Source organism: Ruegeria sp. L12 (assembly GCF_056531745.1).
The window spans coordinates 1-26,603 of record NZ_JBQFMH010000009.1 but is presented as its reverse complement, the minus strand read 5'-3'; the positions used below and the strand labels follow the sequence as shown (position 1 = coordinate 26,603).

Annotated in this window: 28 protein-coding genes; 17 read left to right on the top strand and 11 right to left on the bottom strand. The window is 61.3% G+C overall.

The annotated features are described in order from the left end of the window. Positions 1-118: 118 nt before the first annotated feature. Positions 119-931, top strand: coding sequence for a protein-disulfide reductase DsbD domain-containing protein (locus ACR0K9_RS14645; protein WP_480824249.1), 813 nt, complete (start codon positions 119-121; stop codon positions 929-931). 4 nt (positions 932-935) lie between these two features. Next, entirely contained in the window at positions 936-1,370 is a 435-nt protein-coding gene (locus ACR0K9_RS14640; RefSeq protein ID WP_480824247.1) for an NUDIX hydrolase, read from the top strand. On the opposite strand, the gene ACR0K9_RS14635 is transcribed toward ACR0K9_RS14640, so the two are convergent. The 6 genes from ACR0K9_RS14635 to ACR0K9_RS14610 all read right to left on the bottom strand — a co-directional run bounded on the left by ACR0K9_RS14635 (position 1,350) and on the right by ACR0K9_RS14610 (position 8,855). Next, a complete protein-coding gene (locus tag ACR0K9_RS14635; RefSeq protein ID WP_480824245.1) occupies positions 1,350-4,751 on the bottom strand; it encodes an efflux RND transporter permease subunit in 3,402 nt (1,133 codons plus the stop codon). The genes ACR0K9_RS14640 and ACR0K9_RS14635 overlap by 21 nt on opposite strands. Positions 4,752-4,756: 5 nt before the next feature. After that, positions 4,757-6,214, bottom strand: a complete 1,458-nt coding sequence (locus ACR0K9_RS14630; protein ID WP_480824243.1) for an efflux RND transporter periplasmic adaptor subunit — start codon at positions 6,212-6,214, stop codon at positions 4,757-4,759. 105 nt (positions 6,215-6,319) lie between these two features. Continuing rightward, positions 6,320-6,862, bottom strand: a complete 543-nt coding sequence (gene moaB / locus ACR0K9_RS14625; RefSeq protein ID WP_480824241.1) for a molybdenum cofactor biosynthesis protein B — start codon at positions 6,860-6,862, stop codon at positions 6,320-6,322. Positions 6,863-6,868: 6 nt separating this feature from the next. After that, the gene (locus ACR0K9_RS14620) at positions 6,869-7,489 is read right to left on the bottom strand and encodes a LysE family translocator (RefSeq protein WP_480533373.1); all 621 of its coding nucleotides are present in this window, start codon (positions 7,487-7,489) and stop codon (positions 6,869-6,871) included. Further along, positions 7,486-8,085, bottom strand: coding sequence for a metallophosphoesterase family protein (locus tag ACR0K9_RS14615; RefSeq protein ID WP_480824239.1), 600 nt, complete (start codon positions 8,083-8,085; stop codon positions 7,486-7,488). Before ACR0K9_RS14615 ends, ACR0K9_RS14620 begins: the two co-directional genes overlap by 4 nt. Next, on the bottom strand, positions 8,082-8,855 hold the full coding sequence (locus ACR0K9_RS14610) for a uracil-DNA glycosylase (RefSeq protein WP_480824534.1): 774 nt from the start codon (positions 8,853-8,855) through the stop codon (positions 8,082-8,084). The genes ACR0K9_RS14615 and ACR0K9_RS14610 overlap by 4 nt, the downstream gene beginning before the upstream one ends. Positions 8,856-8,901: 46 nt before the next feature. On the opposite strand from ACR0K9_RS14610, the gene ACR0K9_RS14605 reads away from it, so the two are divergent. The 9 genes from ACR0K9_RS14605 to ACR0K9_RS14565 all read left to right on the top strand — a co-directional run bounded on the left by ACR0K9_RS14605 (position 8,902) and on the right by ACR0K9_RS14565 (position 15,486). Beyond that, entirely contained in the window at positions 8,902-9,555 is a 654-nt protein-coding gene (locus tag ACR0K9_RS14605) for a scavenger receptor class F, member 2 (RefSeq protein WP_480824237.1), read from the top strand. 59 nt (positions 9,556-9,614) lie between these two features. Further along, positions 9,615-10,550 carry an aspartate carbamoyltransferase catalytic subunit gene (locus ACR0K9_RS14600; RefSeq protein WP_480824235.1) on the top strand — a complete coding sequence of 312 codons (936 nt, stop codon included), beginning with the start codon at positions 9,615-9,617 and terminating at the stop codon, positions 10,548-10,550. Beyond that, the gene (locus ACR0K9_RS14595; protein ID WP_480824233.1) at positions 10,547-11,065 is read left to right on the top strand and encodes a hypothetical protein; all 519 of its coding nucleotides are present in this window, start codon (positions 10,547-10,549) and stop codon (positions 11,063-11,065) included. Before ACR0K9_RS14600 ends, ACR0K9_RS14595 begins: the two co-directional genes overlap by 4 nt. Beyond that, on the top strand, positions 11,050-11,436 hold the full coding sequence (locus tag ACR0K9_RS14590; RefSeq protein WP_480824231.1) for a hypothetical protein: 387 nt from the start codon (positions 11,050-11,052) through the stop codon (positions 11,434-11,436). Before ACR0K9_RS14595 ends, ACR0K9_RS14590 begins: the two co-directional genes overlap by 16 nt. Before the next feature lie 445 nt (positions 11,437-11,881). Next, complete coding sequence (pyrC, locus tag ACR0K9_RS14585; RefSeq protein ID WP_480824229.1) at positions 11,882-13,162, top strand: dihydroorotase; 1,281 nt, start codon at positions 11,882-11,884, stop codon at positions 13,160-13,162. Continuing rightward, complete coding sequence (gene plsY / locus ACR0K9_RS14580; RefSeq protein ID WP_480824227.1) at positions 13,162-13,767, top strand: glycerol-3-phosphate 1-O-acyltransferase PlsY; 606 nt, start codon at positions 13,162-13,164, stop codon at positions 13,765-13,767. The genes pyrC and plsY overlap by 1 nt, the downstream gene beginning before the upstream one ends. Further along, entirely contained in the window at positions 13,764-14,039 is a 276-nt protein-coding gene (locus ACR0K9_RS14575; RefSeq protein ID WP_480824225.1) for a hypothetical protein, read from the top strand. The genes plsY and ACR0K9_RS14575 overlap by 4 nt, the downstream gene beginning before the upstream one ends. Before the next feature lie 171 nt (positions 14,040-14,210). Next, entirely contained in the window at positions 14,211-14,687 is a 477-nt protein-coding gene (locus tag ACR0K9_RS14570) for a YHS domain-containing (seleno)protein (protein ID WP_480824223.1), read from the top strand. A gap of 265 nt (positions 14,688-14,952) precedes the next feature. After that, positions 14,953-15,486 (top strand): outer membrane protein, encoded by a 534-nt coding sequence (locus ACR0K9_RS14565; RefSeq protein ID WP_480824221.1) that lies wholly within the window; start codon positions 14,953-14,955, stop codon positions 15,484-15,486. A 42-nt stretch (positions 15,487-15,528) separates the two neighbouring features. On the opposite strand, the gene ACR0K9_RS14560 is transcribed toward ACR0K9_RS14565, so the two are convergent. Further along, positions 15,529-16,512, bottom strand: coding sequence for a quinone oxidoreductase family protein (locus ACR0K9_RS14560; RefSeq protein ID WP_480824219.1), 984 nt, complete (start codon positions 16,510-16,512; stop codon positions 15,529-15,531). Between the two features lie 197 nt (positions 16,513-16,709). Between ACR0K9_RS14560 and ACR0K9_RS14555 the strand changes: the two genes are divergently transcribed. After that, positions 16,710-17,567: a DUF2189 domain-containing protein gene (locus ACR0K9_RS14555; RefSeq protein ID WP_480824217.1), complete on the top strand. Its 858-nt coding sequence runs from the start codon at positions 16,710-16,712 to the stop codon at positions 17,565-17,567. A 16-nt stretch (positions 17,568-17,583) separates the two neighbouring features. On the opposite strand, the gene ACR0K9_RS14550 is transcribed toward ACR0K9_RS14555, so the two are convergent. After that, entirely contained in the window at positions 17,584-18,570 is a 987-nt protein-coding gene (locus tag ACR0K9_RS14550; protein WP_480824215.1) for an NAD(P)H-quinone oxidoreductase, read from the bottom strand. A gap of 72 nt (positions 18,571-18,642) precedes the next feature. Continuing rightward, positions 18,643-19,335 carry a COQ9 family protein gene (locus tag ACR0K9_RS14545; RefSeq protein ID WP_480824213.1) on the bottom strand — a complete coding sequence of 231 codons (693 nt, stop codon included), beginning with the start codon at positions 19,333-19,335 and terminating at the stop codon, positions 18,643-18,645. 111 nt (positions 19,336-19,446) lie between these two features. Here ACR0K9_RS14545 and rpsU point away from each other — a divergent pair, with 111 nt between their 5' ends. From rpsU to ACR0K9_RS14530, 3 genes are all read left to right on the top strand, one after another. Then, a complete protein-coding gene (gene rpsU, locus ACR0K9_RS14540) occupies positions 19,447-19,653 on the top strand; it encodes a 30S ribosomal protein S21 (RefSeq protein ID WP_005614280.1) in 207 nt (68 codons plus the stop codon). A 295-nt stretch (positions 19,654-19,948) separates the two neighbouring features. Next, the gene (locus tag ACR0K9_RS14535; RefSeq protein WP_480824211.1) at positions 19,949-21,145 is read left to right on the top strand and encodes a CAP domain-containing protein; all 1,197 of its coding nucleotides are present in this window, start codon (positions 19,949-19,951) and stop codon (positions 21,143-21,145) included. 247 nt (positions 21,146-21,392) lie between these two features. Continuing rightward, a complete protein-coding gene (locus tag ACR0K9_RS14530; RefSeq protein WP_480824209.1) occupies positions 21,393-22,661 on the top strand; it encodes a CAP domain-containing protein in 1,269 nt (422 codons plus the stop codon). Positions 22,662-22,720: 59 nt separating this feature from the next. On the opposite strand, the gene ppk2 is transcribed toward ACR0K9_RS14530, so the two are convergent. Then, positions 22,721-23,638: a polyphosphate kinase 2 gene (gene ppk2, locus ACR0K9_RS14525; protein ID WP_480533406.1), complete on the bottom strand. Its 918-nt coding sequence runs from the start codon at positions 23,636-23,638 to the stop codon at positions 22,721-22,723. Between the two features lie 270 nt (positions 23,639-23,908). Here ppk2 and ACR0K9_RS14520 point away from each other — a divergent pair, with 270 nt between their 5' ends. After that, complete coding sequence (locus ACR0K9_RS14520) at positions 23,909-24,748, top strand: CPBP family intramembrane glutamic endopeptidase (RefSeq protein WP_480824207.1); 840 nt, start codon at positions 23,909-23,911, stop codon at positions 24,746-24,748. A 4-nt stretch (positions 24,749-24,752) separates the two neighbouring features. Here the strand turns inward: ACR0K9_RS14520 and ACR0K9_RS14515 are convergent, their stop codons facing one another. Continuing rightward, positions 24,753-25,211, bottom strand: coding sequence for an Lrp/AsnC family transcriptional regulator (locus tag ACR0K9_RS14515; protein ID WP_480533410.1), 459 nt, complete (start codon positions 25,209-25,211; stop codon positions 24,753-24,755). 139 nt (positions 25,212-25,350) lie between these two features. Here ACR0K9_RS14515 and ald point away from each other — a divergent pair, with 139 nt between their 5' ends. Further along, the gene (ald, locus tag ACR0K9_RS14510; protein ID WP_480824205.1) at positions 25,351-26,469 is read left to right on the top strand and encodes an alanine dehydrogenase; all 1,119 of its coding nucleotides are present in this window, start codon (positions 25,351-25,353) and stop codon (positions 26,467-26,469) included. Positions 26,470-26,603 lie beyond the last annotated feature (134 nt).

Sequence of the window (26,603 nt, the reverse complement as noted above, 5' to 3'; positions counted from 1 at the left end):
CCTAGAATGACCCTGCGGAAGGCGGAATGGCAAGGGATCAGCCGGGATTTCCGTGCATTTCAGCCGGGTATCCGGAACGTGACTTGGCATTCACGCCCGGAATGCGCATGTTCTGGGTATGAAAACGCTTTGGAACTCCACTGCGGCAGTCTTGGCCGCCTGCCTTTGCATTGGTGCTCCTGCCGTTGCGCAAGGGGTCGACAATCTGGTGCAGCTTGAGGTGCTGGATGGGGGCAAAACCGCCAAGGGCACCTATCAGGGTGCATTGCGCCTCACGCTGAAGGACGGGTGGAAGACCTATTGGCGTGCACCGGGCGATGCGGGCATTCCGCCGCAATTCGACTGGAACAGGTCCGGCAATGTTGCGGATATCGCCATCACATGGCCCGCGCCGCATGTATTCGATCAGAACGGGCTGCGCTCGGTCGGGTATGAGGATCAACTGGTCCTGCCGATCGAGATCACGCCCAGAAACCCCGCCAAACCCGTGCGTCTGCGCGGTGAGATGGATCTGGGCGTCTGCAAGGATGTCTGCGTGCCGGGACGGCTGGATTTCGATCACACATTGGACGCCACAGCCGGGCGCAATCCGGCCATCGCCGCGGCCCTCGCCCAACGCCCGTTTTCCGAGCGTGAGGCCGGTGTGGCGGGTGCAACCTGTCATCTGACACCCACGGCGGACGGAATGCAGATCGAGGCGCGGATCACCATGCCCTCGGCGGGCGGTGCCGAGTTTGCCGTGATCGAACCGGGCAACCCGACGCTTTGGGCATCGCAGCCCGAGACCCGCCGACAGGGCAACACGTTGATTGCAAGTTCCGAGGTCATCAGCGCCTCGGGTGGGCCGTTTGCACTGGATCGGTCCGAGGTGCGGATCACCGTGCTCGGGGCCAACCACGCGGTCGATATCCAAGGCTGCAGCGCGGGCTGAGCGGATGGGTCAGACCCCAAAAATCGGCGCTCTGGCCGTGGTCGTGCTTGACGCTCAGGTGTTGCTGGTGCAGCGCAACAAACAGCCCGATGCGGGGCTGTGGGGATTTCCCGGCGGTCACGTGGAATGGGGCGAAACCGTTCTGGATGCTGCCGCCCGGGAATTGCGGGAAGAAACCGGCGTGATCGCCGAACCGACGGCCTATCTCGACAATCTCGATCTGCTGTTGCGTGATGACGCAGAGCTGATCCGTGCGCATTACCTGTTGGTCGGGGTCGCGTGCCGTTATGTCTCGGGCACGCCAGTAGCGGCTGACGACGCGCGGGACGCGCAGTGGTTTCCCGTCGATCAGATCGCTGCTGGAGACCTTCCGATGAGTGACCGCGTGCCCGATCTGCTGCAGCTCGCGATGGCGCAATCAGGCCTCGGCGCGCCCTGACAGGCGCGCATAGAACAGGCTGGAAAGCACCATAGCCAACAGCAGGATCAACGCGCCACCGGCCACGAATACACCAAAGCCCATCTGCAACACGCCCGGACCTTCGGCGGCAGGATAAAAGCGGGACAGTATCGCCATCGGCGCGCCGGTTACGGCAGGCCAGATCATCGAAACGCCCAGCCAGATCGCCAGTGCCGCGCCGGTTGCGCGCACAGCGACACGCACCACCCGATCCGGTGCCCGCAGGGCGCGGCGCATCGATGTCATCGGGCGCGAGATGTCGTTCAGGATGGCCAGTAGCGCAGGCACCAGCAGCAGGATCAGCACCATTCCGAAGCCCAGCCCGTAGACCAGAGTAATCACGGTCGGTTTCAGAAACTGCGCCTGTTGCGAGCTTTCGTACATCAGCGGCGTCAGACCCAGCACTGTGGTCAGAGTGGTCAGCATAACCGGGCGCAACCGGTCCGCCGTGCCTTCGACAATCGAGGGCACCAGCCCGCGTTCCTGCTGATATCCGTCAATCGTGGTCACTAGGACGATCGAATCGTTGATGATGATCCCGGTCATGCCCAGCAGGCCGACAACGGTGAACATGCTCAGCGGCACGCCCCACAGGTAATGCCCCCAGATCGCGCCTACGAGGCCAAAGGGTATGATCGCCATCACCACCAAAGGCCGCGTCCAGCTGGCAAAGACCCAGGCCAGCACCAGATAGATTCCGGTCAGGCACAGGATCAGACCGGTACGGGCTTCGGACAGGAACTCGTCCTCCTGCTCGCTCAGGCCCGCCATACGCCAGTCGACCTGACGTTTGGCGGCAATATCGGGCAGAATCTCTTCGCGCATGGCACGGGCGATTTCGGCGGCCTGCGCCGGATCGTCCTCGGAAATGTCACCGTTCACCGAGATCACCCGCAACCCGTTCTCACGCCGGACCGTCGAGAAGCCCGACTTGCGCTCGACCGAAACGATGTCGGCCAGTGGGACATAGACGCCATCGGGCGTCCGCATCAGCGTGCGTTCCAGGAAATCGGCGGTCAGCTCACCTTCGGGCAGCTCCACGCGGATTTCGGCGCTGCGGGGGCCGTCGGGGAAAGTCGCGGCCTCGATCCCGTTCAACCGGTTTCGCAGCACACGGCCCAGCGCCTCGATCCGGAAGCCCAGCGCTTCGCCCTGTGCGGTCAGGTCCAGAATGAACTCTTCCTTGTCGTAAGCCAGATTATCCTCAAGCGCCGAGACCTCGGGATATTTCGATAGTGCCGCCTGCAGGTCCTCGGATGCGGATTTCAACGTGTTCACATCCGCCCCAAAGAACTCCACATCAATCGCATCACCGCCCGGACCCGAGCGCCAGCCCCGGAAGCTGAGCAATTCAACCTTCGGGTGGCGCGGCACGAAATCCTGCAGCTCACCCACAAATTCAAAGCTGGAATAGGGGCGCAGATCGGCGTCGATCAGCTCGATCGAGATACCGCCCAGCAGATCGCCATCCTTGCCGTCCGCCGCGCGCAGGCCGTACCCGGCAGAGCCGCCGACCTCGGCCAGAACATATTCGATGGGGTTGCGGCCATGACGTTCTTCGTAGACCTGCCCCAGCTCTTCGGTGGCCTGCTGCACCATGCGCATCATTTCCAGCGTTTCCGCGCGGGTGGCCCCTTCAACCATGATGAAGTTGCCGGTGACCGAGCCGCGTTCCGGCGCGTTGAAGAACCGCCAGTTCACGTCACCCCGGATGAACAGCGCAAGCTGACTGGCCAGAATAACCACCATCAGGGCAACCACCACATAGCGCGCCCAGACGACCCAGGCGACGAGCGGGCGGAACAGGTGATCGCGCACCCAGCGGAAGCCCCGGTTAACGATGCGGTTGGGCCAGTCATACCAATGTTCCTTGGCCGAATGGGTGATGGCATGGGCCATGTGGTTCGGCAGGATCAGGAAACATTCGATCAGCGAGGCGATCAGGACCGCAATGACGGTGAAAGGAATGTCACGGATCAACTCTCCGAACCGGCCGCCGATTGCGGTGAGGCCAAAGAAGGCAATGACGGTGGTGACGGTCGCCGCAAAAACCGGCATCGCCATGCGGCGGGCGGCGCGTTCGGCAGCGACCATCGGGGCCTCACCCAGACGGCGGGCGCGGAAATCGGCGTGCTCGCCCACCACGATGGCGTCGTCCACCACGATGCCCAGCGTGATGATCAGACCGAACAGCGACACCATGTTGATCGACAGCCCGCCCAGATACATCAGCGCAATTGCCGCCGACATCGCCACCGGAATACCGGCAGCCACCCAAAAGGCGATCCGGGCGTTGAGGAACAAAAACAGCAGGCAGACCACCAGCCCGAGCCCGACCAGGCCATTGTCCACCAGAATATCCAGACGGTCGGTGATGGCCTGTGCGCGGGTTCGGATCAGCTCGACCGTGATGCCTTCGGGCAGGCTGGCCTGTATCTCGGCCACCACATCCTCGACATCACTTTGAATTCCGATGGCATCGCCCAGATTGGAGCGATCAACGCGGATCGACATCGCCGGATTGTCGCCCACAAAATAGCTGCGGTTGCGCGTCACCCCTTCGATCCGGATCTGCGCCACATCGCCCACAACCAGCTTCGAGCCATCGTCGAAGTTGCGCAGGGCGATGCCTTCGATCTCTTCCGGGGTGCGTTTTTCAACCCCCGTCCGAATCCGCGCATTGGCGCCCGTGACATCGCCCGCAGGGTTTGCCGTGACTTCGGCAGCAATGGCCGTTGCAATATCCGAAAGCGAGATATCATTGGCGATGAGTTGCGCCGTGGGCACTTCGACCACCACGCGCGGCGCGGCCAGACCCCGGATCGTGGTGCGTGTGACGCCAACCGCGAACAGGCGGCTGATCAGTTCATCGGTGAACTTGGCCAGTTGCTCGGCTTCGATGGGGCCGGTGATGACAACATCCGTGACGCGATCGCGCCAAGCCCCGCGCCGGATCGTCGGTTCCTCAGCATCCTCAGGCAGATTGGTGACGCCGTCGACGGCGGTCCGCACTTCCTCGACGGCGCGGGACATGTCCCAGTTGGGCTCAAACTCCAACCGAACTTGCGCCAACCCTTCGCGCGAGGTCGATTCAGTGCTGGCCACGCCTTCGACTGCCAACAGCGCCGGTTCGAGCAGTTGGACGATGCCGTTATCGACATCCTCAGGGCCTGCCCCTTCCCATTCGACATTCACATCGACACGGTCAAGGATCACATCTGGAAAGAACTGCGCCCTCATGTTCGGGATCGCCGCGATGCCCAGCACCAACATGACCAGCAGCAACAGATTGGCCGCCGTGCGGTGCCGGGTAAAATAGCTCAGGATACCACCCGCCGCACTGGGAATGTCGCGGATCATGACGCCTAGCCCCCGGCCCGGTTGTCATCAAGACGGCGCACCAGGGATGCCGGAACCTTTGCTGCGCTCAACTGACCCAATGCCTGCGCCTTGTCTTCTTGCGACATCGCATCGCTGGCTTCGACCTGCGCGACAAGCTGCGCGCGTTTTTCATCCGAAAGCTCGACCAGCCCCGGATCAATTTCGGCGCTGGCCTCGATCCGAAGGGGCCGCACGCGCACACCGGAACCGAGCAGAGGGGTGCGTCCGACCACCACCTCCCGACCTTCCAGACCGTCGCCGCGCAGCAACACCTCGTCCGCCTGACGGCGGATCAGTTGCACGGCCAAAAGCTCCAGCCGGTCATCCGGGCCAAGGACCAGAACATTGCCCATGGCATCCAGAACCGAGGACGGCAGCCGCACCACATTCTCCAGCGGCTGTTCCTCTATCGAAACGGTGACGAAATCCCCCGGCTTGAAGCCGGGCGCGTCGTCGAGGCGGGCATAGATCAGACGCCCGGTCTGCCCTTCGCCCGCTGCACCGCTGTCGCGGCTGATCCGGCCCGTGGCGGTCAGGTCCGCTCCGGTGACCTCAAGCGAGACGGTAACCGGTGCCGCGATCAAAGCACCCTGCGCATCCAGCAGCCGCACGAACTGAGCGGTCGAAACCCGGAAGGCAACCTCAAGCGCGTTGGGGTCCACCAGTTCCGCCAGCTTTTCATTCGCGGCCACCAGATGCCCCTCGACCAGCGTGACGCCGGTCAGTGTCCCATTAAACGCGGCATGGATCGTCATGTCTTCCAGATCGCGCTCGGCCCCTTCCAGCGCGATGCGGGCGCGGGCGAACAGCGTGGTGGCCTGATCCACGCGCGATTCGGCCTGCGCCAAAGCGATCCTGCGGGCCAGAACCGCCTGATGGGCTGATGTAGCGGCCAATTCCGCCTCTTCCACGCTGGCAGCAGCCCCGACGCCGCGCGTCTGCAGGTCCTGTTGACGTTGCAGCGCCCGGTCGCGCAGTTCGGCCTGCGCCTCGGCCGATTTCAACTCGTCCTGCGCCAACAGCAGTGAGCGTTCGGCATCGCGCTCTTCAAACTGGGCATCCAGAAGATCGGATTTGGCACGGTCCAATGCCGATTGCATATCGGCAGGGTCCAGTTCAACCAGAAGCTCACCCGCTGTCACGGTGCCGCCATCTTCGAAATCTTCCGCCAATGACACGACACGCCCGCCCAAAGCGGCACGCAGTTCCAGCCGTCGGCGGCTTTGAATCTGGCCGAACGCTTCCAGTTGCGGGGTGACGGTTTCCGGTTCGGCGGTGCGGACGGTGACGGCAAAGATACGTTCCCGCGCCTCAGGAGGTTGCTTGTCCTTGGCCAGCACATCCTGCACCGCGCCCGAGATCATCTGTGCGGCCACAAGCAACAGGCCCAGCGTCAGAAACGCCAGAAACACCCCAACAAGGCTTTGCCGCAGAAATCGCATCGGTCGTTACCCTCAGGTCGCATATGCTGCCTACCGCAAAGGTAGCCGGGTCGCAAAAAATGCCAAGCCACAAAGCGGTTATGATGCGTTAAACGCAGAACCAGTCTACTTCCGTCGCAGGTGTTCGTCCAATCTGGGCATTATTTCCACGAAATTGCAGGGCCGGTGGCGATAATCGAACTGTTTTTCCAAAATCGCATCCCATGCGTCCCTGCAGGCACCCGGGCTGCCCGGCAGCGCAAACAGATAGGTCCCGCCCGCCACGCCGCCCGTGGCGCGCGATTGCACTGCCGAGGTGCCGATCTTTTCCATCGACACGATGGTGAACACGGTGCCAAAGGCCTCGATCTCTTTCTCATAGACATCGCGATGCGCCTCGACCGTCACATCGCGGCCCGTCAGGCCGGTGCCGCCGGTCGAGATCACAACGTCGATCCCCGGATCGGCCACCCAAGTGCGCAGCTGATCCGCAATCTCGGCGCGTTCATCCCTGATGATCTTGCGATCGGCCACCGAATGGCCTGCCTTTTCGATCCTATCGACAAGGGTCTGCCCCGAGCGGTCCTCGTCCAGCGAGCGGGTGTCCGATACGGTCAAAACCGCGATACGGACGGGTATGAACTCCATGCTTTCGTCAATGCGTGACATGTGGCGTCAGGACCTTTCCATAATTGCGAGCCGGATAGCCAGGGCTGTGAAAATCCCGCTGGTGACATAGCCCAGAATTCGCGAGGCGCGCGGATTGCCGATCAGCATCCGTCCCGCACCCCCGGCGAAAATGCCGACGAGCCCGTTCACCACAAACCCGCCAACACCAAGTATGATTCCATAAATCAAAAACTGCGCCAGCACCGAACCCTTCTCCGGGTCGATAAATTGCGGGATGAAGGCAAGCACAAACAGAATGACCTTGGGGTTGGTCAGATTGACCAGCATTCCATCCCGAAACGCGTAACGCGTGGGTCGGTTCGAAGCGTCGGCCGAGATCGCACCGTTCCTGAACGCACCCCACGCGAGATAAAGCAAATAACCCACACCGACCCAGCGGATCATATCGAACAGCCACGGCAGGGTCGCCACCGCTGCACCAAGGCCGAGACCGGCAATCAGAACATGTACCATTCCGCCAGCGGAGACCCCGGCACTTGCGGCAAGCGCAGGGCGTGGACCCGCGCGCAAGCCTTGACCAAAACAGAACATCATATCCGCGCCGGGTGTCATGTTGAGCGCCAGCGCGGCAGGGATAAAAGCCAGCAGCGTAACCGTTTCGATCAAATGCTCACCTCGAACCAATGTACTTTCGGGCCCAGATTGGCGATCTGGGTGCGACCGATTGTGCCGCGATATCCCCAGCTGTCGTGGATATGCCCGCAAAAGACATGGTCGGGCTGCAGCCGTTCCACCGCATCCCGCACCGCCACCGACCCTACGGACAGTCCTTGCGAGGTGGTATCGCCATGGCCTTTCGGCGGAGAGTGCACGATCAGGATATCCGCAGCGTTGCAGCGGTCCAGCAGCTCTGCCGCCTCTCCCTCGGTCAGATCGCAGGACCAGTCGCCGAAGGGCGTCACAGGCACACCATAGCCCAGCCCAAACAGGCGCAGACCGTCCAAGGTCATACCCGTCCCATGTAGAACATGCGCACCATCCGGCGCGGCGGCTGCAAGTTCCTCGGCGCTTTCGGCATTGCCCGGCACCAGAACCAGCGGCGCGGTTATGCCCGAGAGCATACCCATCGCCTCATCCAATCCCTGTCGCCCGTTGCAGAAATCTCCGGCCCCGATGACCAGATCGGCCTCGGTGCTGGCGGCCACCAGATCGGCGGCCCGGCTGCGCGCCATGTGCAGATCAGAGAATGCCAGAACCCTCATGCCCCGGCCCTCAGCCGCGCTTGCAGGTCCAGCAGATCGGCCCAGGCCTGACGTTTCATCTGCGGTTGCCGCAGCAGGTAGGCCGGGTGGAACATCGGGATCACCGGCAGGTTCAGCGCCTGATCCCAGTTGCCCCGCAGCCGCGTGATGCCGCGTTTGCCCAGCACGGCCTGACAGCTGATATTGCCCATCACCACAAGCACCTCGGGTTTGGCCAAGGCCACGTGGCGTTCGAGGAACGGCTTCATCATGCCGATCTCTTCCGGCTTGGGGTCGCGGTTTTGCGGCGGCCGCCACGGCAGGACGTTAGTGATATAAACACTCTCGCGCCGATCCAGATCAATCGCCGCCAGCATGCGGTCCAGCAATTGCCCGGCGCGCCCGACAAAAGGCTTGCCCTCGCGATCCTCTTCGCGACCGGGTGCCTCGCCAATGATCATCACCCGCGCACCGGGGGTGCCATCGGCAAACACCAATTGCCGCGCACCGCGCTTCAGATCGCACAGGCCGAAGGACTCCATTGCCGCACGCAATTCGCCCAGCGACCCGGCCGATTTCGCTGCGTGTCGCGCAACCTCTGCCGGATCGACCTTTTCAGGCGCCTCGGGTGCAGATGCCGCCTTGGCCGCAGCGGGCTTCTTTGCCTTCGGCGCTTTGTCCGGCAACGCGTAGCGGTCGATCGGCGCATCCGCGATCGCATCCGTTGCGCCCAGCTCGATCTGCCATTCCAGCAGCGCCCGCGCGGTATGATAGTCCATGCCCGATTCCATACCCCTCAATCTAACCAGCTTTTGATCGAGGGAAAGCGAATAGACCTTGCCACAGCCCCTGCACGGGTCGACCATGCGGATATTCATGCTGTTGATCCTGCGAATCCTAATAGTCGGACTGTTGCTGACCCCCGTCAGCGACCCGGCGCAGGCGAGCTTTCACGACCGGCATGGTCAATGCCGCGCCGGTCAGTTGCAATGCGGCCGCAATTGCTGCCCCGCTGGTCAACGCTGCAGCTTTGATGGCCGCTGTATCCCGCCCGGCCACACCTATTGCGGCGGCGGGCGCACCTGCGGCCCGTTCGAACGTTGCGTCGCGGGCGGCACCCGCTGCGCGCCTGCGGGGGTGAACAAATGCACCTCGCGTCTGGATTGCCCCGGAGGCAGCTTCTGCAACGGACGCGGAGAATGCGAACGCACCACACCGGACTTCGAGCCCGCCCCGGCCACCACATGCGCGGATGGCCGGACCTGTGGGCCCGGCTCATCCTGCTTGCCGGAGGGCGGATGCTCGCGCCCCGGATGGTTTCTGTGCGAAGAAACCGGATCGCAATGCCGCCCGGGCTTCAAATGCTCAACGCATCAGGGATGTGTGCCGATCAAGGCCATCGACTGCGGCTATGGCAAATGGTGCAAACCCGGCGAACAATGCCTGCCCGAGGGTGGATGCGAGAAACTGCCCGAAGGGTCGGAACCTTAGGTTGCCTCTGCCCGCGTGGCTTCCTATAAGCGGTCCGATTGTCAGACAGGAGCCCGCCCATGCGTTTCGCCCATCGTCATCTTCTTGGCATCGAGCATCTGTCGCAATCCGATATCACCGCCATTCTTGATCTGGCCGAGACATATGTCGACCTGAACCGGCAATCGGCCAAGCATTCGGACGTGCTGTCAGGGCTGACGCAGATCAACATGTTCTTTGAAAACTCGACCCGCACGCAGGCCAGTTTCGAGATTGCAGGCAAGCGGCTGGGTGCGGATGTGATGAACATGGCGATGCAGGCCAGTTCGATCAAAAAAGGCGAGACGCTGGTCGACACGGCGCTGACGCTGAACGCGATGCATCCCGATCTGCTGGTGGTACGCCATCCGCATTCCGGCGCGGTGGATCTGCTGGCGCAGAAGGTGAACTGTGCCGTGCTGAACGCGGGCGACGGACGGCATGAGCATCCGACTCAGGCGCTGCTGGACGCGTTGACCATTCGCCGTGCCAAGGGCCGCCTGCACCGCCTGAACATCGCGATCTGCGGAGACGTGGCACATTCGCGCGTGGCGCGGTCGAACCTGATCCTGCTGGGCAAGATGGAAAACCGCATCCGGCTGATCGGCCCGCCGACGCTGGTGCCGTCTCAGTTCGCCGAATTCGGGGCCGAGATTTATGACGACATGAACGAGGGTCTTAAGGACGTCGACGTCGTGATGATGCTGCGCCTTCAGCGCGAGCGGATGGACGGCGGGTTCATCCCCTCCGAACGTGAATATTATCACCGCTATGGGCTGAATGCCGAAAAGCTGGCGCTGGCCAAGCCGGACGCCATCGTCATGCACCCCGGCCCGATGAACCGCGGGGTCGAGATCGACGGCACGCTGGCCGACGACATCAACCGGTCGGTCATTCAGGAACAGGTCGAGATGGGCGTTGCCGTCCGCATGGCCGCCATGGACCTGCTGGCGCGCAACCTGCAAGAGCCCGCATGAGCGACCTGACCATCGCCCCCCATGAACGCGGCGTGATCCGCCTGTTCGCGCTGGACATGCGCCCGGAAGAGGCGAATTTCCTGCGCGAGCCGGGCGCCGCTGATCAGGTGCTGGGCGTTAAGGGGCTGGACCCCGAGCAGATCGACATCTTCCCTGTGGTCGACCTCGAAGACCTCGGGCTTTATGGCTATCTGAGTGAAGGCTGCGGTGTCTCCGAGGACCAACTGGATCGCACCACGCTTGAGGCCGTTGACGGCTGGGTGATGGTCGTGCGCAGCGCCGCGTTTGGTGGCCGACCGGCAACCCTGTCGCTTGATCCGCGCCTGCGCCTGATCGGCCTGTTCACCGAAGAGGCCACAAACTGGACTGGCGGCACAATCGAGACCGACAGCGCCAAACCGTTCTCGGCCCAACAGATCCCATTGGTCGGAGACCAACCGCGCCGCATCGGTTCATTCGTGGTTGCCCTGCTGATCCTGATCGCCGTCGGAGGTGCCCTGTGGCTGATCCTGTGACTTTTACCCCCGACAAGGGGTCCTATATTCGCACCAATACCTGGCTGGCCGCTTTTGCGATGGCAGGCGCGATGGTGGTGCTCTGGCTGATCGGCAATCCTTATGTCTGGACCGGCGCACCTGCCGGTCTGGCCGCTGTCGGCATTCGCGCATGGTATCTGGCCTCGGAAGAGCTAACCGCAACGTGGGAAATGACCGACACCACCCTCTCTGGCCCCGGTCCGCACAAGGTGGCGCTGAACCAGATTCAATCCGTCAACATCATGGGCAGCTTTGTCCAGATCGTCACCAAAAGCGGTGACAAACACCTGATCAAATACCAGGCGAACCCCGCCGCCGCCAAAGCCGCGATCGAAAGGGTCATCGGATGAGTGGGGAATGGTGGCGCAGGAACATACCCGAAACCGAAGAGGTTTTGTGGGTCGGGCAATCTGATCAGGGGTATTTTCCGCCTCGTCTTGCTCTGCTCTACAAGGCCGGGATTGCGCTTTTGTTGATCGTCTGGATCATCAGCCCCTGGATTATTGAGGCGCCTCAGGATTTCTGGAAAATTCTGTTCTGCACTGTTGGATATGTGTTTTTCCTTTGGGCAGACAGATTTCTCCGGTCTCAACGTGTATATGTTGTAACCACAAGCAAAGCTTGGGAGTTCAACAAATCAGTCAGGTCAAAACATCTGAAAATCAGCCCTTTCCTGAATTTCTCAAAATCACGCCGGGCGATCGCGTTTAGCCGCCACCCGCTTTTTTCGTTTGACCATCTATCCGATACCGATGCCGCATTGAAGGCGTTGACCCAAGCCCGAGAGGCCTCGACATGACTTCTGTAGTTTTCACCAATGCCCGCCTGATCGACCCCGAGGCAGGCACGGACAGCACGGGCTGGCTGCAAATCTCCGATGGCCGGATCGCGGCGCGCGGCGACGGCGAAGCCCCGTCCTCAGACGCGCAGGTCATTGATTGCGGTGGGCACTGTCTGGCCCCAGGCATCGTCGATATCGGCGTCAAGGTCTGCGAACCCGGCGAGCGGCATAAGGAAAGCTACAAATCAGCGGGTCTTGCGGCAGCCGCCGGGGGGGTCACCACCATCGTCACCCGCCCCGATACGCTGCCCTCGGTCGATACGCCCGAAACGCTGGAATTCGCGACCCGGCGTGCGCAGGCGGATGCGCCGGTCAACGTGTTACCGATGGCTGCTCTGACCAAGGGGCGCGAAGGGCGTGAAATGACCGAGATCGGGTTCCTGCAGGACGCAGGCGCCGTGGCGTTCACCGATTGCGACCACGTCGTCACCAATACCAAGGTGTTATCCCGCGCCCTGACCTATGCGAAGTCCTGCGGCGCACTGGTGATTGCGCATCCGCAGGAACCGGGGCTGAGCGCCGGGGCCGCCGCCACCAGCGGCAAGTTCGCCGCGCTGCGCGGGCTACCTGCAGTCTCACCCATGGCGGAACGGATGGGTCTGGACCGGGACATTGCGCTGCTGGAAATGACCGGGGCCGCCTATCACGCAGACCAGATCACAACCGCCCGCGCCCTGCCGGCGCTGGAGCGTGCCAAGCGCAACGGTCTGGACATCACAGCCGGAACCTCGATCCATCATCTGACGCTGAATGAGCTGGACGTGGCCGACTATCGCACCTTCTTCAAGGTCAAGCCGCCGCTACGGTCCGAGGATGACCGGCAGGCCGTGATCGAGGCTGTGCGGACCGGGCTGATCGACATAATCAGTTCGATGCACACCCCGCAGGACGAGGAAAGCAAGCGCCTGCCGTTCGAAGAGGCGGCCTCGGGCGCGGTGGCGCTGGAAACGCTGCTGCCCGCGGCGCTGCGGCTGTATCATTCCGAACAGCTTGACCTGCCGACCCTGTTCCGCGCCATGGCGCTGAACCCGGCGAAACGGCTGGGTCTGGAAAGTGGCCGACTGGCCGAGGGCGCGCCTGCCGATCTTGTGCTGTTCGACCCGGATGTGCCCTTTGTGCTGGACCGGTTTGCCCTGAAATCGAAATCGCAGAACACACCGTTTGACGGGCAGCGGATGCAGGGTAAGGTCACCGCAACCTACGTGGCCGGAAAAGAAATCTACCGGAGAGCCTGATGCCCTTCATCGACAGCACCATGACCCAACTGATCCTGTGGGCGGCTCTGGGTTATCTCATGGGATCGATCCCGTTTGGCATGGTCATTGCCCGGGTGATGGGGCTGGGCAATCTGCGCAATATCGGGTCGGGCAATATCGGCGCAACCAATGTGCTGCGGACCGGCAACAAGGCAGCGGCGGCGCTGACCCTGCTGCTGGATGCGGCAAAGGGGGCCGTCGCAGTGTTGCTGGCACGGGCGCTGGCCGGAGAGGACGCGGCACAGATCGCCGCTTTGACCGCCTTCATCGGCCATTGCTTTCCGGTCTGGCTGGGGTTCAGGGGCGGCAAGGGCGTCGCCACGTTCATCGGGCTCTGGCTGGCACTGGACTGGCGCGTTGGTCTTGCCTGCTGCGCAACCTGGCTGGTGGCCGTCGCAATCTGGCGCATTTCATCTGTTGGTGCCCTGGCCGCAGCGGCATTGTCCACGGCATGGATTATGCTGCTGACCGATGGCAGCACTTTCATACTCGGGATCGTGCTGACCCTGCTGATCTACTGGCGGCACAGCGCCAATCTGGCCCGGATCAAAGCCGGGACCGAACCCAAAATCGGAAAATCGTGACCCTCTCGGATCGCGTCGCAAACGCGCTGGCCCATCTGCCTGCGGGCACCTTTACGGGCACCGCCGAGCAGCGGCGTTATGTGGTGTCGCATCAGATCATGGCGGGCGGAAAGTCGCATAAACTGGTCGCGCATCAGCTTGGCGGGCCGGACTATATCAGCCTGAACCTCTATCTGACACAGCGCAGCGGCCCCCTGCTGCGCCCCTGTGAGATGCCCGCCGAAAAGGTGACCGCCTTCGTTCTGGCCCTGGTCCCTGACGTGCGCGAATGAACAGGTTCTATTCGCGCGCGCACAATCACAATTGATTGCTTTGAACGTGAACAGAGCACTGCCCAATTGGGTGCTGTGACAGCCAATTACCGGCTTCGCAAAAACAAATCCGGTTCGCCGGAGCAAAATTGAGTTGCTCGAACGCGAGCCTATTCACGAAAGGTGAACACAATGAACAAGTTCAAATCCCTCATCGGCGGTGTCGCACTGTCCGTTGCCGTCGCAAGCACCGCTCTGGCCGCTGGCGTTGAACTGAACGCAAGCTCGACCGGTCTGGCGCTGCAGGGCTATGACCCGGTTGCCTACTTCACCGTCGGCGAAGCCACCAAAGGCAGCTACAAGATCACCGCGCTGCACAATGAAGCACTGTACCGCTTTGCTTCGGAAGAAAACAAAGCAGCCTTCGAAGCGAACCCAGAGGCATACCTGCCCGCATATGGCGGCTACTGCGCCTTCGGCACCGCGATGGGCTTCAAGTTCGACGGTGACCCGAACTACTGGAAAATCGTTGACGACAAGCTGTACCTGAACCTGTCGGCCGACATTCAGGAACGCTGGGAAGGCGACATCCCGGGCTTCAACGAACGCGCTGACGCCAACTGGAAAGAAATCGCAAGCAAGACCCCTGCGGAACTGCAAGAGCAGTAAACCGCTCATAGACTACTGCGCTTCGGCGGCGGATCGCATCCGCCGCCGTTTGCCGTTTGAAGACCTCAGCGCAGGACCTATCTGAAACAGCAGATAAGTGTCCGGTTTCAACGGGCCAGCGGCATCTGGCACATCAGTCTGCGCGCATTCAGTTCGGAATAGATGATTACGTGATGATCCGGTCCAAAGGCCGGGTCGTATCTGTCGGTATATGGCCGCGCGGCTGACCCGCCGCGGCCGGACCTTGAGCGAAAGGACTAATAAGATGACAGCTAAACTGGTAGTGTTCACGACTGTCGCGACCTTGGCGGCAGGATCGGCGATGGCGCAAGCCTCGGGCAACTGGACCGGGTTTTATGGCGGTGCCCAGCTGGGCTATGCCGATATCGACACCGACCTGTCCGGCGTCGACGGGGACGGCGTGATCGGTGGTATCATTCTGGGTTATGATTATGACCTGGGCGACTGGGTTGTCGGGGGCGGATTCGACTATGACTGGACCGATGTGGACCTTTCGGGTGCCGCCACGGTCGAGAGCGTCTGGCGCATCAAGGCGCGCGCCGGTTACAAGGTGAACCCGCAAGGGTTACTGTACGGGACCGCAGGCTATGCAGACGCGGATACCGATACGCTGGGCAGTGACAACGGCTGGTTCATCGGCGCAGGTTATGAACAGATCGTGGCGCCCAATATCAGCGTCGGCGGAGAGCTGCTGTATCACGAGTTCGACGATTTCAATTCAAACGGAGTGGATGTGGACGCCACCACGTTCCAACTGCGCGTGGCCTACCGGTTCTGAGGTCAGCCTATCGAGCCCGGCGCGGCTGCCGGGCTCAGCCTTTTAAGGCTCCAGTATCGTACTGCCGGTGGTCTGACGCGCCTCAAGGGCGCGATGGGCCTCGGCCACCTGATCCAGTGGGAAATGCTGGTCGACATGGATTTTGACCTCACGCCCTTCCACCTTGCCAAACAGCCGCCGCGCCATCGCCTGACAGACCGCATGATCGGCAATATGGGTGAACAGCGTCGGACGAGTGATCTTCAGTGATCCCCGCTGGGCCAGCATCCCCAGATCAAAAGGCGGAACCGGCCCCGAGGCATTGCCAAACGAAACCATCATGCCCAGCGGTTTCAGGCAATTCAGCGACCCTTCGAACGTATCCGCGCCGATCGAGTCCATCACGACATCCACGCCCTTGCCGCCTGTGATCTCGGCCACGCGCTGCACGAAATTCTGGGTCCGGTAGTTGATGCAATGGGCGGCCCCGTTGAATTGCGCAAGGCTGCATTTCTCATCGGTCCCCGCGGTGCCGATCAGGGTGATCCCCTCGGATTTCGCCCATTGGCAGGCGATCAGCCCCACCCCGCCCGCAGCGGCATGAAACAGCACCGTATCCCCGCGCCGCAACGGCGTGGTGCGGTGAAACAGATATTCCACCGTCATACCCTTCAGCATCATCGCCGCGGCAGTCCGGAACGAGATGTTTTCGGGCAGCGGACAGACCTGCGCGGCGGGCATCACGCGTGCTTCACTATAAGCCCCCGGCGGTCCGGCCGCATAAGCGGCCCGTTGGCCGGGTACAAGATGGGTGACGCCTTCGCCAACTGCCTCGATCACACCCGCAGCTTCCATGCCCAGAGCGTGGGGCAAATCCAGCGGATAAAGCCCGCTGCGCTGATACACATCGATGAAGTTCAACCCGCAAGCGTGATGCCGGATACGGACCTCGCCCGGACCCGGTTCACTCAGTGGGCGATCCTCGACCCGCAGAACTTCTGACCCGCCGGTTTCGTGTATGACCACGGTGCGTGCTGTTTGCTGCATGACTGCCTCCCTTGCCTGTTGAAACAAAGCTAACACGCCTGCGCGACAGGGCAATCCTTGCGGTCGCGCAAGGGTGATCGGGCAAGTTTTTGCAAGATGTGCTATACTATCACAAGACGTTGCCGGCTGATCCGGTCACGAGCCTTCGCCACACCGGATACATCCCGCGGCGCACCCATGCCAAAGAGGGGATGATGATGGACAAGACAATTGGTAACCCTGTCAGCTGGGTCGCCCGTCAGATGCGGGCCACCAGCGACCACGTTGCAGAATCGGTCAGCGAAATCGGCAGTGCGGACACCAACGCAATGCCGGTGGTACATACGCTGACCCTGCAAGACCTGCGTGCCTGCCTGAGGGCGGGTTACGAGGATTTTCTGGAAACCCGTGCGGACGCGGTTTTCGTGGTCCTGATCTACCCGATTGCCGGGCTTTTGATGTTCGGGATCGGGCTGAACAAGGACATGGTACCGTTGCTGGCACCGCTGATCGCGGGCTTTGCTCTGGTCGGACCGGTTGCAGCGGTCGGGCTTTATGAAATCAGCCGCAAGCGGGAACAGGGTGGCGAGGTCCACTGGCTGGACGCGTTCGGGGTGTTTCGATCCCCGTCTTTCGGGGCCATTCTGGCGCTGGGGTTCTATCTGGTCATGTTGTTACTGATCTGGCTGATGGTCGCGCAGGCGATCTATGCGCAGACACTCGGGCCCGAGCCTCCGGCCTCGCTTATGATCTTCCTCACCGAAGTGTTCACCACAGGCGCGGGCTGGGCGATGATCCTGATCGGAACCGCCACGGGGTTCCTGTTCGCGCTGGTCGCACTGGCGCTGAGCGTGGTCAGCTTTCCGCTGCTGCTGGACAAGAAGGTGGGCGTGCCGGTGGCCGTTGTCACTTCGGTCCGCGTATTGCGGCACAACCCGCGCGTGATCCTGACATGGGGCGCCATCGTGGCCGCCTTGCTGGTGCTGGGATCGGTGCCGATGCTGCTGGGGCTGATCGTGGTGATGCCGGTTCTCGGCCATGCCACATGGCACCTGTATCGTCGGGCTGTCGCCTGACCGCCCGAACGCAGGATCAGCCAGCGACCTTTAGAACGATCTTGCCGATATGGCCGGAACTTTCCATCCGCGCATGGGCGGCGGCGGCATCGGCCAGATCGAACTCGGAATCCATCACCGGCGCGACTTTCCCTGCCTCAAGCAGGGGCCAGACGGCCTCGCGCAGGTCCTGCGCAATCCGCGCCTTGGCCAGATCGCTTTGCGGCCGCAGGGTGCTGCCGGTCAGGGTCAGACGCTTGACCATCATCAGGGCAAAATTGACCTCAACCTTGGGCCCCTGCAAAAAGGCGATCTGTACCAGCCGCCCATCCTCGGCCAGCGCCTTGATGTTACGGGGAATATAGTCGCCGCCCACCATGTCGAGGATCAGGTTCGCGCCGCCTTCGACGCGCATCGCGGCCACGAAATCCTCGTCACGGTAATTGATCGCTTTTTCCGCGCCCAACTTCACGCAAGCCTCGCATTTTTCAGCCGAGCCCGCCGTGGCAAACACTCGGGCACCAAAGGCATTTGCCAATTGAATGGCAGTCGTACCGATACCGCTTGAACCACCATGGACCAGAAACCGCTCCCCCGGTTTCAAGCCACCAAGGGTGAAGACATTGGACCAGACGGTAAAGAAGGTCTCGGGCAGGCAGGCGGCGTCTTTGAGGCCCATGCCCGCAGGCACCGGCAGGCAATGCGCGGCGGGTGTGGCAACGTATTCGGCATAGCCGCCGCCGGGCAACAGTGCGCAGACCTGATCGCCCACGGCCGGACCTTCCACACCCGAACCGATCGCAACGACCTCGCCCGAGGCTTCCAGCCCGGGCAAATCGCTGGCCCCCGGAGGTGGATCATAGGCCCCGGCCCGTTGCAACGCATCCGGGCGGTTCACACCGGCATAAGCCACCTTCAGAACCACCTGACCTTCGGCCGGTTCCGGTATCGGGCGTTCGGTCAGTTGCAGAACATCCGGGCCACCCGGCTGAGTGATCTCGACAGCGCGCATCGTCTGGGTCATGGGCAATTCTCCTTTGCCCAATGCCTAGCAGGCGGTCGCGCAGAGGCCCAGCGACAAGTGCGCGTGCCGAGGCTATTTTCCCGAGGACAGCGAACCGGGCAGATTTTCCGGCATTTTTGCTGGTGCCTTCACCTGCCCCGCCAGCCAGTTGGGCACGGCGAGGAAAGGCTTCAACAGCGGGTTGCCATTCACCTGCGCCTTGAGCTTTTCGAACTGCATCACACCTTCGATCCGACGATCCAGGAATTCCCATGTCGCCTGATAATCCGAGCTGTCATCGCCCAGCCAATACAGCAGGGTCGCGGAATACACCCCAGAAAGCGTCGCGCGTTTGGTGTACCAGTTCACATCGTCCGAGCTGTCGCCCAAAGCGTTCCAGATCAGATCGCAGGTGCCCCAGACCGCCTTGGCCCCATCGGCGGCATGGATCGGCAAGGCAAACAGGGTCACGCCCCGGCGCACCGCCTCTTTGTCTTCCACCGCCTGCAGGCGGAACCGCACCGCGGCGGCGATCTTGTCGCGGAACTTCAGCCCGCTCAGATCCTCGGCCCTGATCCGTTCAAGCATTGCCTTGTCGCCGCGCGCATGAAAGGCCAGCGCCAGATCGACAGCACCGCGCGGGCAGATGGCGCGGGCCAGCCCAGCATCCAGATCGCAATCGGCAATCGCCGCGCAAAAGCTGGTTTCCGACCAGCCGTCAAACGGCACATGGTCCAGAATCGCGTTCAGAAGCTGCGCTTTGGTGTCTTCATAAGTGGCGGTCATGTCGGTTCTCCGGGTTCCAAGGCCAGTACTAGACAAGTTAGAGGCGCTTTGCTATACGGCCACTTCCTGCAATTTCCTTGCAACTCTATCTAGAAAGGTGGTGACAACCACATGCAGGTTAGTGTTCGCGACAATAACGTCGATCAGGCGCTTCGTGCCCTGAAGAAAAAGCTGCAGCGCGAAGGCGTGTTCCGTGAAATGAAGCTGAAGCAACATTTCGAGAAACCGTCCGAGAAAAAAGCGCGCGAGAAAGCTGAAGCGATCCGCCGTGCCCGTAAACTGGCACGCAAGAAAGCCCAGCGCGAAGGTCTGCTCTAAGAGCGTACCGCGACTCGTCCAGCTTTGGATGACACTATTTGACGACCCCCGAGGCCCTGCCCGGGGGTTTGTCGTTTTCAGGGCGGGCGATTCCGCCGATTTCCCGGCACGACCAACGCGACAACCCGCCGATTTTCGCGGGCCTCACCCGGTCGGCATTTTACAGCGCAGCGAATCGCTGTGTGGTTGCATTCCGTCGCCGAAAAACGCCTATCCGGCCTGCTCCTCTATCAACGTCAGTCCTGCCCCCGGTATCTGAGGCCGTCCACTCAGACACAACAAAACGGAGGCACTGATGTCGACAGCAAGCACGGTCGAGCGGGAAATGCTGGCGCTGATCAACCAAGAGCGCACATCCCGCGGGCTGGAACCCCTGCAACTTGAGACTCAACTGAACGAATCGTCCGAAGACCACAGCGCCTGGATGCTGGAAACCGACCGCTTCAGCCACACGGGTCAGGGCGGTTCGACCGCGACCCAGCGCATGCAAGCGGCCGGGTTCGATCTGGAAGGTCGCTGGCGCACCGGCGAAAACATCGCCTGGCAGTCGGAGCGCGGCGCGCCCGGCATCAGCGATGACGTGGCTCAGCTACACCAGAACCTGATGAACAGCCCCGGGCATCGCGCCAATATCCTGAACCCTGACTTCCGGTATATCGGCATCGGGATCGAATCCGGCGACATGCAGGGCTTCGATGCGGTCATGGTCACCCAGAACTTTGCCACCACTCAGGCTGAGGTCATGCTGGATACCACCGACAGCACCCTGCCCGTGACCCCTCCGATCGACGAGGTTGCCGAGCCAGAGGAAGAGGTTGTCACCCCGCCGGAACCCGAAACCCCCGACACCGACGTCACCGAGACCGAAGAACCGGTGGTCGAAACACCCGATACGGATGTTACGGAAACCGAGGAACCGTCGGAGGAAACCCCGGACACCGACGTCACTGAGACGGAAGAACCGGCAGACGAAACGCCGAACGAGGATGTGACCGAGACCGAAGAGCCTGCGGACGAGACCCCGGATACGGATGTGACCGAAACGGAAGAACCCGAGCCCGAGACTCCGGTGGCAGAGGTGGAAGACCCGGAACCCGAGGCGCCCGAGACCGATGTGACAGATGTCGAAGACCCCGTCGAAGACGACGCGCCAGAGGCGGATGTCACCGAAGTAGAAGACCCGATGCCGGAAATGCCCGGGGGCGATACCACAGAAGAGGACTTGCCCGCACCCGGATACTTTGACGTTCAGGCGTTCCTGGCCGAAATCCAGGCCTTCGTGGACGCGCTGCAGGCTCGTCTTGATCAGTTCGACTGGACCCCACCGCAAATGGCAGACTCCACGCCCGAAATGGATGACTTCGATCTGATGCTGGGCAACGATATTGTCGAAGATACGGTGGAAATTGTCGAAACCGTGGTGGAAGACACAACCGATGATTTCGACAATGTCTTCTTCGTCGAGATGAACTGCAATTTCGATTTCGGCTGATCACTGACTGGGGCGTGAGGCGGAGTAAGTCTGCCTCGCGCCACCGTATCGCCGCACGGTGTCAGAACCAAATGCACTCAATTCACCTGCTGCAAACCGGGTGAATGCGCGGCTTTCTGCACAAGCACAATCAACTATTGGTGACAAACCGCCAACGCCGCTTAAAGGCAAAATTGTGACTTTCTGTCGCCAAATTTTCGCCACTAAGGTCGCTGCAACTTAGCACCACCCTACCGGAGACCCACTCATGTCCATTGCGAGCGACCTAGAGCGCCAGATGCTTGCACTGATCAATGCCGAGCGCACTTCGCGCGGCCTTAATCCTGTGCAACTGGAGCTCCGGCTCAACGAATCGGCTGAAGATCATAGCGATTGGATGCTGCGAACCGACAATTTCAGCCATACGGGCGCCGGAGGATCCAGCGCGGGGGACCGCATGCGCGATGCGGGTTTTCAGTTCAGCGGCAGCTGGACCTGGGCCGAAAACATTGCCTGGCAAAGCATACGGGGCGAGCCAGGCTTGTCAGATGATGTACAGAACCTTCACGATTCTCTGATGAACAGCCCCGGCCATCGCGCCAACATCCTGAATCCGGATGTGACAGTCATCGGTATCGGTATCGAAACAGGGAACTTTGACGGCTGGGACGCCATCATCGTGACACAGAATTTCGCCCGCACGTCCGCACCGCTTCAGTTGGATACGGGCGATTCAGGCGGCGGAAGCGGCGGCGACACGCCCCCGCCACCGAGTCCTTCCGAACCACCCGCCAGCGACGATCCGGTTGAAATCATTGTCTCAGGAGACAGAACTGGGACTGATGGTGATGACTGGCTGGTTCTGCGAAAAGGAGTCGCAGGTAAGCTCGTTGGGCGGGATGGAGACGATATCCTTACGGGCTCCTCAAAAGCCGACCAACTTCACGGCTCAGAAGGCAACGACACGCTGACGGGCAAAGCTGGCAATGATAAACTCCGTTCCGGGCAAGGGGATGACAGAGCGTCCGGAAACTCAGGGCACGACAATATCAAAGGTGGCGCTGGCAACGACCGGCTGTACGGTGGCGACGGCGAAGACGAGCTCTACGGAAATGATGGCCAGGACGTGATCTACGGAGGCAGGCACGACGATCGGATTAAAGGCGGCAATGATGCGGATACGTTGTCGGGGTCTTCTGGACATGACAAGTTGTGGGGCCAAGATGGCGACGACACCCTGAATGGTGGCGATGGCCGGGACAAATTGTCGGGCGGATCCGGGAATGATGTTCTGACCGGCGGCAACAGCGCGGATCAGTTTGTTTTCAGCACAGGAACAGATCGCATCACCGATTTCGGTGGTTCGGATCTGATTGATCTGCGTAAGACTGACGCGATCTCCAGCTTCAGGGACCTCACAGACAACCACATATACGAATCCGGAAACGACGTCGTGATCGGCGATGGGCTGGGCAACTATCTGGTCGTTGAGGATACATCACTGTCGGATCTGGATCGAGGCGACTTCATCTTCTGACCTCGTCAATGCCAGACAGAATCAAAACAGGGCGCTTTGCTTAAAGCGCCCTGTTTTTGTTAGTAGATTTTCGGTACGTAAAGATCGTCAGGCAGGATGCGCCGTTCATATTCCGGGTTATAGCGCCGGTCAGGCAGCGTCACTTTTTCCTGCGGAACGTCATCATACGGAATTTTGGTCAGCAGATGCTCGATACAGTTCAGGCGTTCGCGCTTCTTGTCGTTGCCTTCGACAATATACCATGGCGCCTCTGAGATATTGGTGCGGAAGAACATGTCTTCCTTGGCCTTGGTATAAGCCTCCCATCGGATACGGGATTCCAGATCCATCGGTGACAGTTTCCACTGTTTCATCGGATCGTGGATGCGCATCAGGAATCGCAATTGCTGCTCTTCATCCGTGATCGAGAACCAGTATTTCAACAGGATGATCCCGGACCGTACCAACATGCGCTCGAATTCGGGAACGTCCTGAAAGAACTGCTCGACCTGATCTTCGTTGGCAAACCCCATTACCCGCTCGACACCGGCGCGGTTGTACCACGACCGGTCAAAGAACACGATCTCGCCCGCCGCTGGCAGGTGCGGCACATAGCGTTGAAAATACCACTGGCTTTGTTCCCGGCGGCTTGGAGCGGGCAAGGCCACCACACGTGCCACACGTGGATTCAGGCGTTGCGTGATCCGTTTGATCACGCCCCCCTTGCCCGCGCTGTCGCGACCTTCGAACAGGATGCAGACCTTCGCCCCGGTATGCACAACCCAGTCCTGCACCTTGATCAGTTCGGCCTGCAGGCGCAGAAGGTTGCGGAAATACACCTGGCGGTCCAGCATATCGGGGTGCTGATCCTTATAGATCTTGCGGACTTCCATCGACAGCATGGGTTCACTGAATTCAATCTCGATATCCTCGTCCAGCGAGTCTTCCAGCTCAGCTTCCAGCCAGTCTTTGGGGGCGCGGTCATTTTCGTAGGCCAAGGTCTGCTCCTTACAATTCACCGGGACCGGACAATATCTGGGCTGTGTAACCGGCGGATGTCACCGTCTGCTGCAACTGTTGAATAAACGTGCGACGGCGTGCGAGGTCTCCGGAACCCGGATTTTGGCGCGGTCTCTCACAGGTTACAAGCGTTTGAATTGCCGCAACGCGAACGGATGCCGGATCTGGGCCAAGATGCCCGGAATTTCGGCACTTGTCTTTCCTGTCCGGGTATTCGCATCAATGGCCAATCGTAATCGGAGGATGCCATGAGCCATGCTGTAATCCTGTTGCCCGTGCTATGGCCCTGGCTGGTGTTGATTGCGGCCCAGATCAGCCTGCTAAGCGGCAGGCACAAGATCGCGATCACTCTGCTTGCGATATTTGGCACGGTGGCTCTGACACAGGGGCTGCTGAGCTGGGGCGCTGCGCTGATGATCCTTGCGGGCTTGCTCGGGGCCTCTCAGATGTACCGCCTGAAGGGCGCTCTGCTTTGGGCGGGCCATCTTGCCCTTATCGGGTGGAGCATCGCTCTGGCCCTTCATGTGTTGCCCGGGGTGCACAACCCGCTGGCACTCGATCAGGTGCAGTCAGGCCCCCTGAGTCGCCCGTTCTCGATGTATGTCAATCTGGACAAACCGATGATCTTTTTCGCGGTGGCGCTGGCCTGGCCCGCCATGCTGCGCGCCGGGCATGCCGTCAAAATCGCGCCGCTTCTGGCCGGGCTGGGGCTGTTGCCCATATTGCTGGTCGTGGCTGTAGTGTCCGGAGCCGTTGATCCCGAACCCGGCCTGCCCGAGTGGTGGCTGGTATTCGCACTGTCCAATCTGTTTATGACCTGCCTGACCGAAGAAGCGTTTTTTCGCGGTTATCTACAATCCGTCATCGCCACATGGCTTGGACCCGTGGCAGGCATTGTGGCGAGCAGTCTGCTGTTTGGCCTCGCCCATGCGGCGGGTGGCGTAATGCTGGTAGCCTTCGCCGCCCTTCTCGGGTTTGCCTGTGGTCTGGGTTACTTCGCGACCGGGCGTCTATGGGTGCCAGTGCTGATGCATTTCGGATTCAACATGGCGCACCTGCTGCTGTTTACCTATCCCGGCCCGGCCTGAGCCATCAGACCGGCAATGCGGTCGTCTTGAACACGGTCCGCAGCGCGAACGAGCTTTGCATCTGCGCCACGCCCGGCAGACGGGACAGATATTGCCGGTGAATGCGGGCAAAATCCTCGGTGTTTTCGGCAACCACTTTCAGGATGTAATCCGCCGTGCCTGCCATGAGATGGCATTCCAGAACATCCGGTATGCGCGCAACGGCTTTCTCGAAAGCCTCCAGAACCTCCTCGGCCTGTCCCTGCAGGGTGATCTCGACGAAGACGGTTGTCGGCACGTTCAGTTTGCGCGCATCCAGCAACGCGACATAGTCCTTGATGTAGCCGTCCGCCTCAAGCCGCTGCACCCGCCGGTGGCAGGCCGAAGGCGAAAGGTTTGCCTGTTCCGACAGATCCGCATTGGACATGCGTCCTTTGCGCTGTAGCGCCGCCAGAATCTTTCGATCGGTCGCGTCCAATGTCATCTGCGCACATCCATTGCATAGAATTGAAAGAAGTTAGGATAATCTCCCACATATTTCTCGTTTGGCAAGTGGGGTTTCACAAAAATTGCACTGCGGTTTGCCCATAATTTGTGCAAATTGTGAACGGAGGAGATCTCACATGAAAATCGGATGCCCAACGGAAATCAAACCCCAGGAATTTCGCGTCGGCATGACGCCGAACGCCGCTGGCGAAGCGGTGGCGCGTGGTCACGAGGTGATCATCCAATCCGGCGCCGGTCTGGGCGCGGGCTTTGACAATGACGCCTATGTAGCGGCGGGTGCCAGCATCGTCGACACCGCAGAAGAAGTGTTCGCCACTGCTGACATGATCGTCAAGGTCAAGGAACCGCAGGCGGGTGAGCGCAAGATGCTGCGCGAAGGTCAGCTGCTGTTCACCTATCTGCACCTGGCTCCCGATCCGGATCAGACCCATGACCTGCTGGCCTCGGGCTGCACCGCGATCGCCTATGAAACCGTGACCGACCGCAGTGGCGGCCTGCCGCTGCTGGCGCCGATGTCCGAGGTTGCGGGCCGTCTGGCCCCGCAGGTCGGCTCGTGGACTCTGCAAAAGGCCAATGGCGGCCGTGGTGTTCTGATGGGCGGCGTTCCGGGTGTTGGTCCGGCCAAGGTCATCGTGATCGGCGGCGGTGTCGTCGGCACCCACGCAGCCAAGATCGCAGCCGGCATGGGCGCGGATGTCACCGTTCTGGACCGCTCGCTGCCACGCCTGCGCTATCTGGACGACGTGTTCGGCGGCACTTTCAAAAGCCAGTACTCGACCGCAGGCGCCACTGCCGAGCTGATTCAGGATGCCGACATGGTAATCGGCGCGGTTCTGATCCCCGGCGCGGCAGCACCCAAGCTGATCACCCGCGAACAGCTGTCGACCATGAAACCCGGCGCGGTTCTGGTGGATGTCGCCATCGACCAGGGCGGCTGCTTCGAGACCTCGAAGGCCACCACCCACGCAGACCCGATCTATGAGGTCGATGGCATCATGCACTACTGCGTGGCCAACATGCCGGGCGCGGTTGCGCGCACCTCGACCATCGCTCTGGGCAACGCGACCATGCCGTTCATGCTGGCACTGGCAAACAAGGGCTGGAAAAAAGCCTGCCAGGACGACCCGCACCTGCTGGCAGGTCTGAACGTCCACGCAGGTCAGCTGACCTATGAAGCGGTCGGTGTTGCGCTGGGTCTCGATTTTGTCGCGGCCGAGGACATCGTCAACGCATAAGGGCTCCCGCCCCTGAAAGCCCCCTCTGACGAGGGGGTTTACAGCGTTGGGCCGGGCGCCGCGCCAAGGCGCGGCGCGGTTGGCTTCATCGCAACGGTGTCACAAGAAAAAAGGCGCCGCGCGGAACGCGCGGC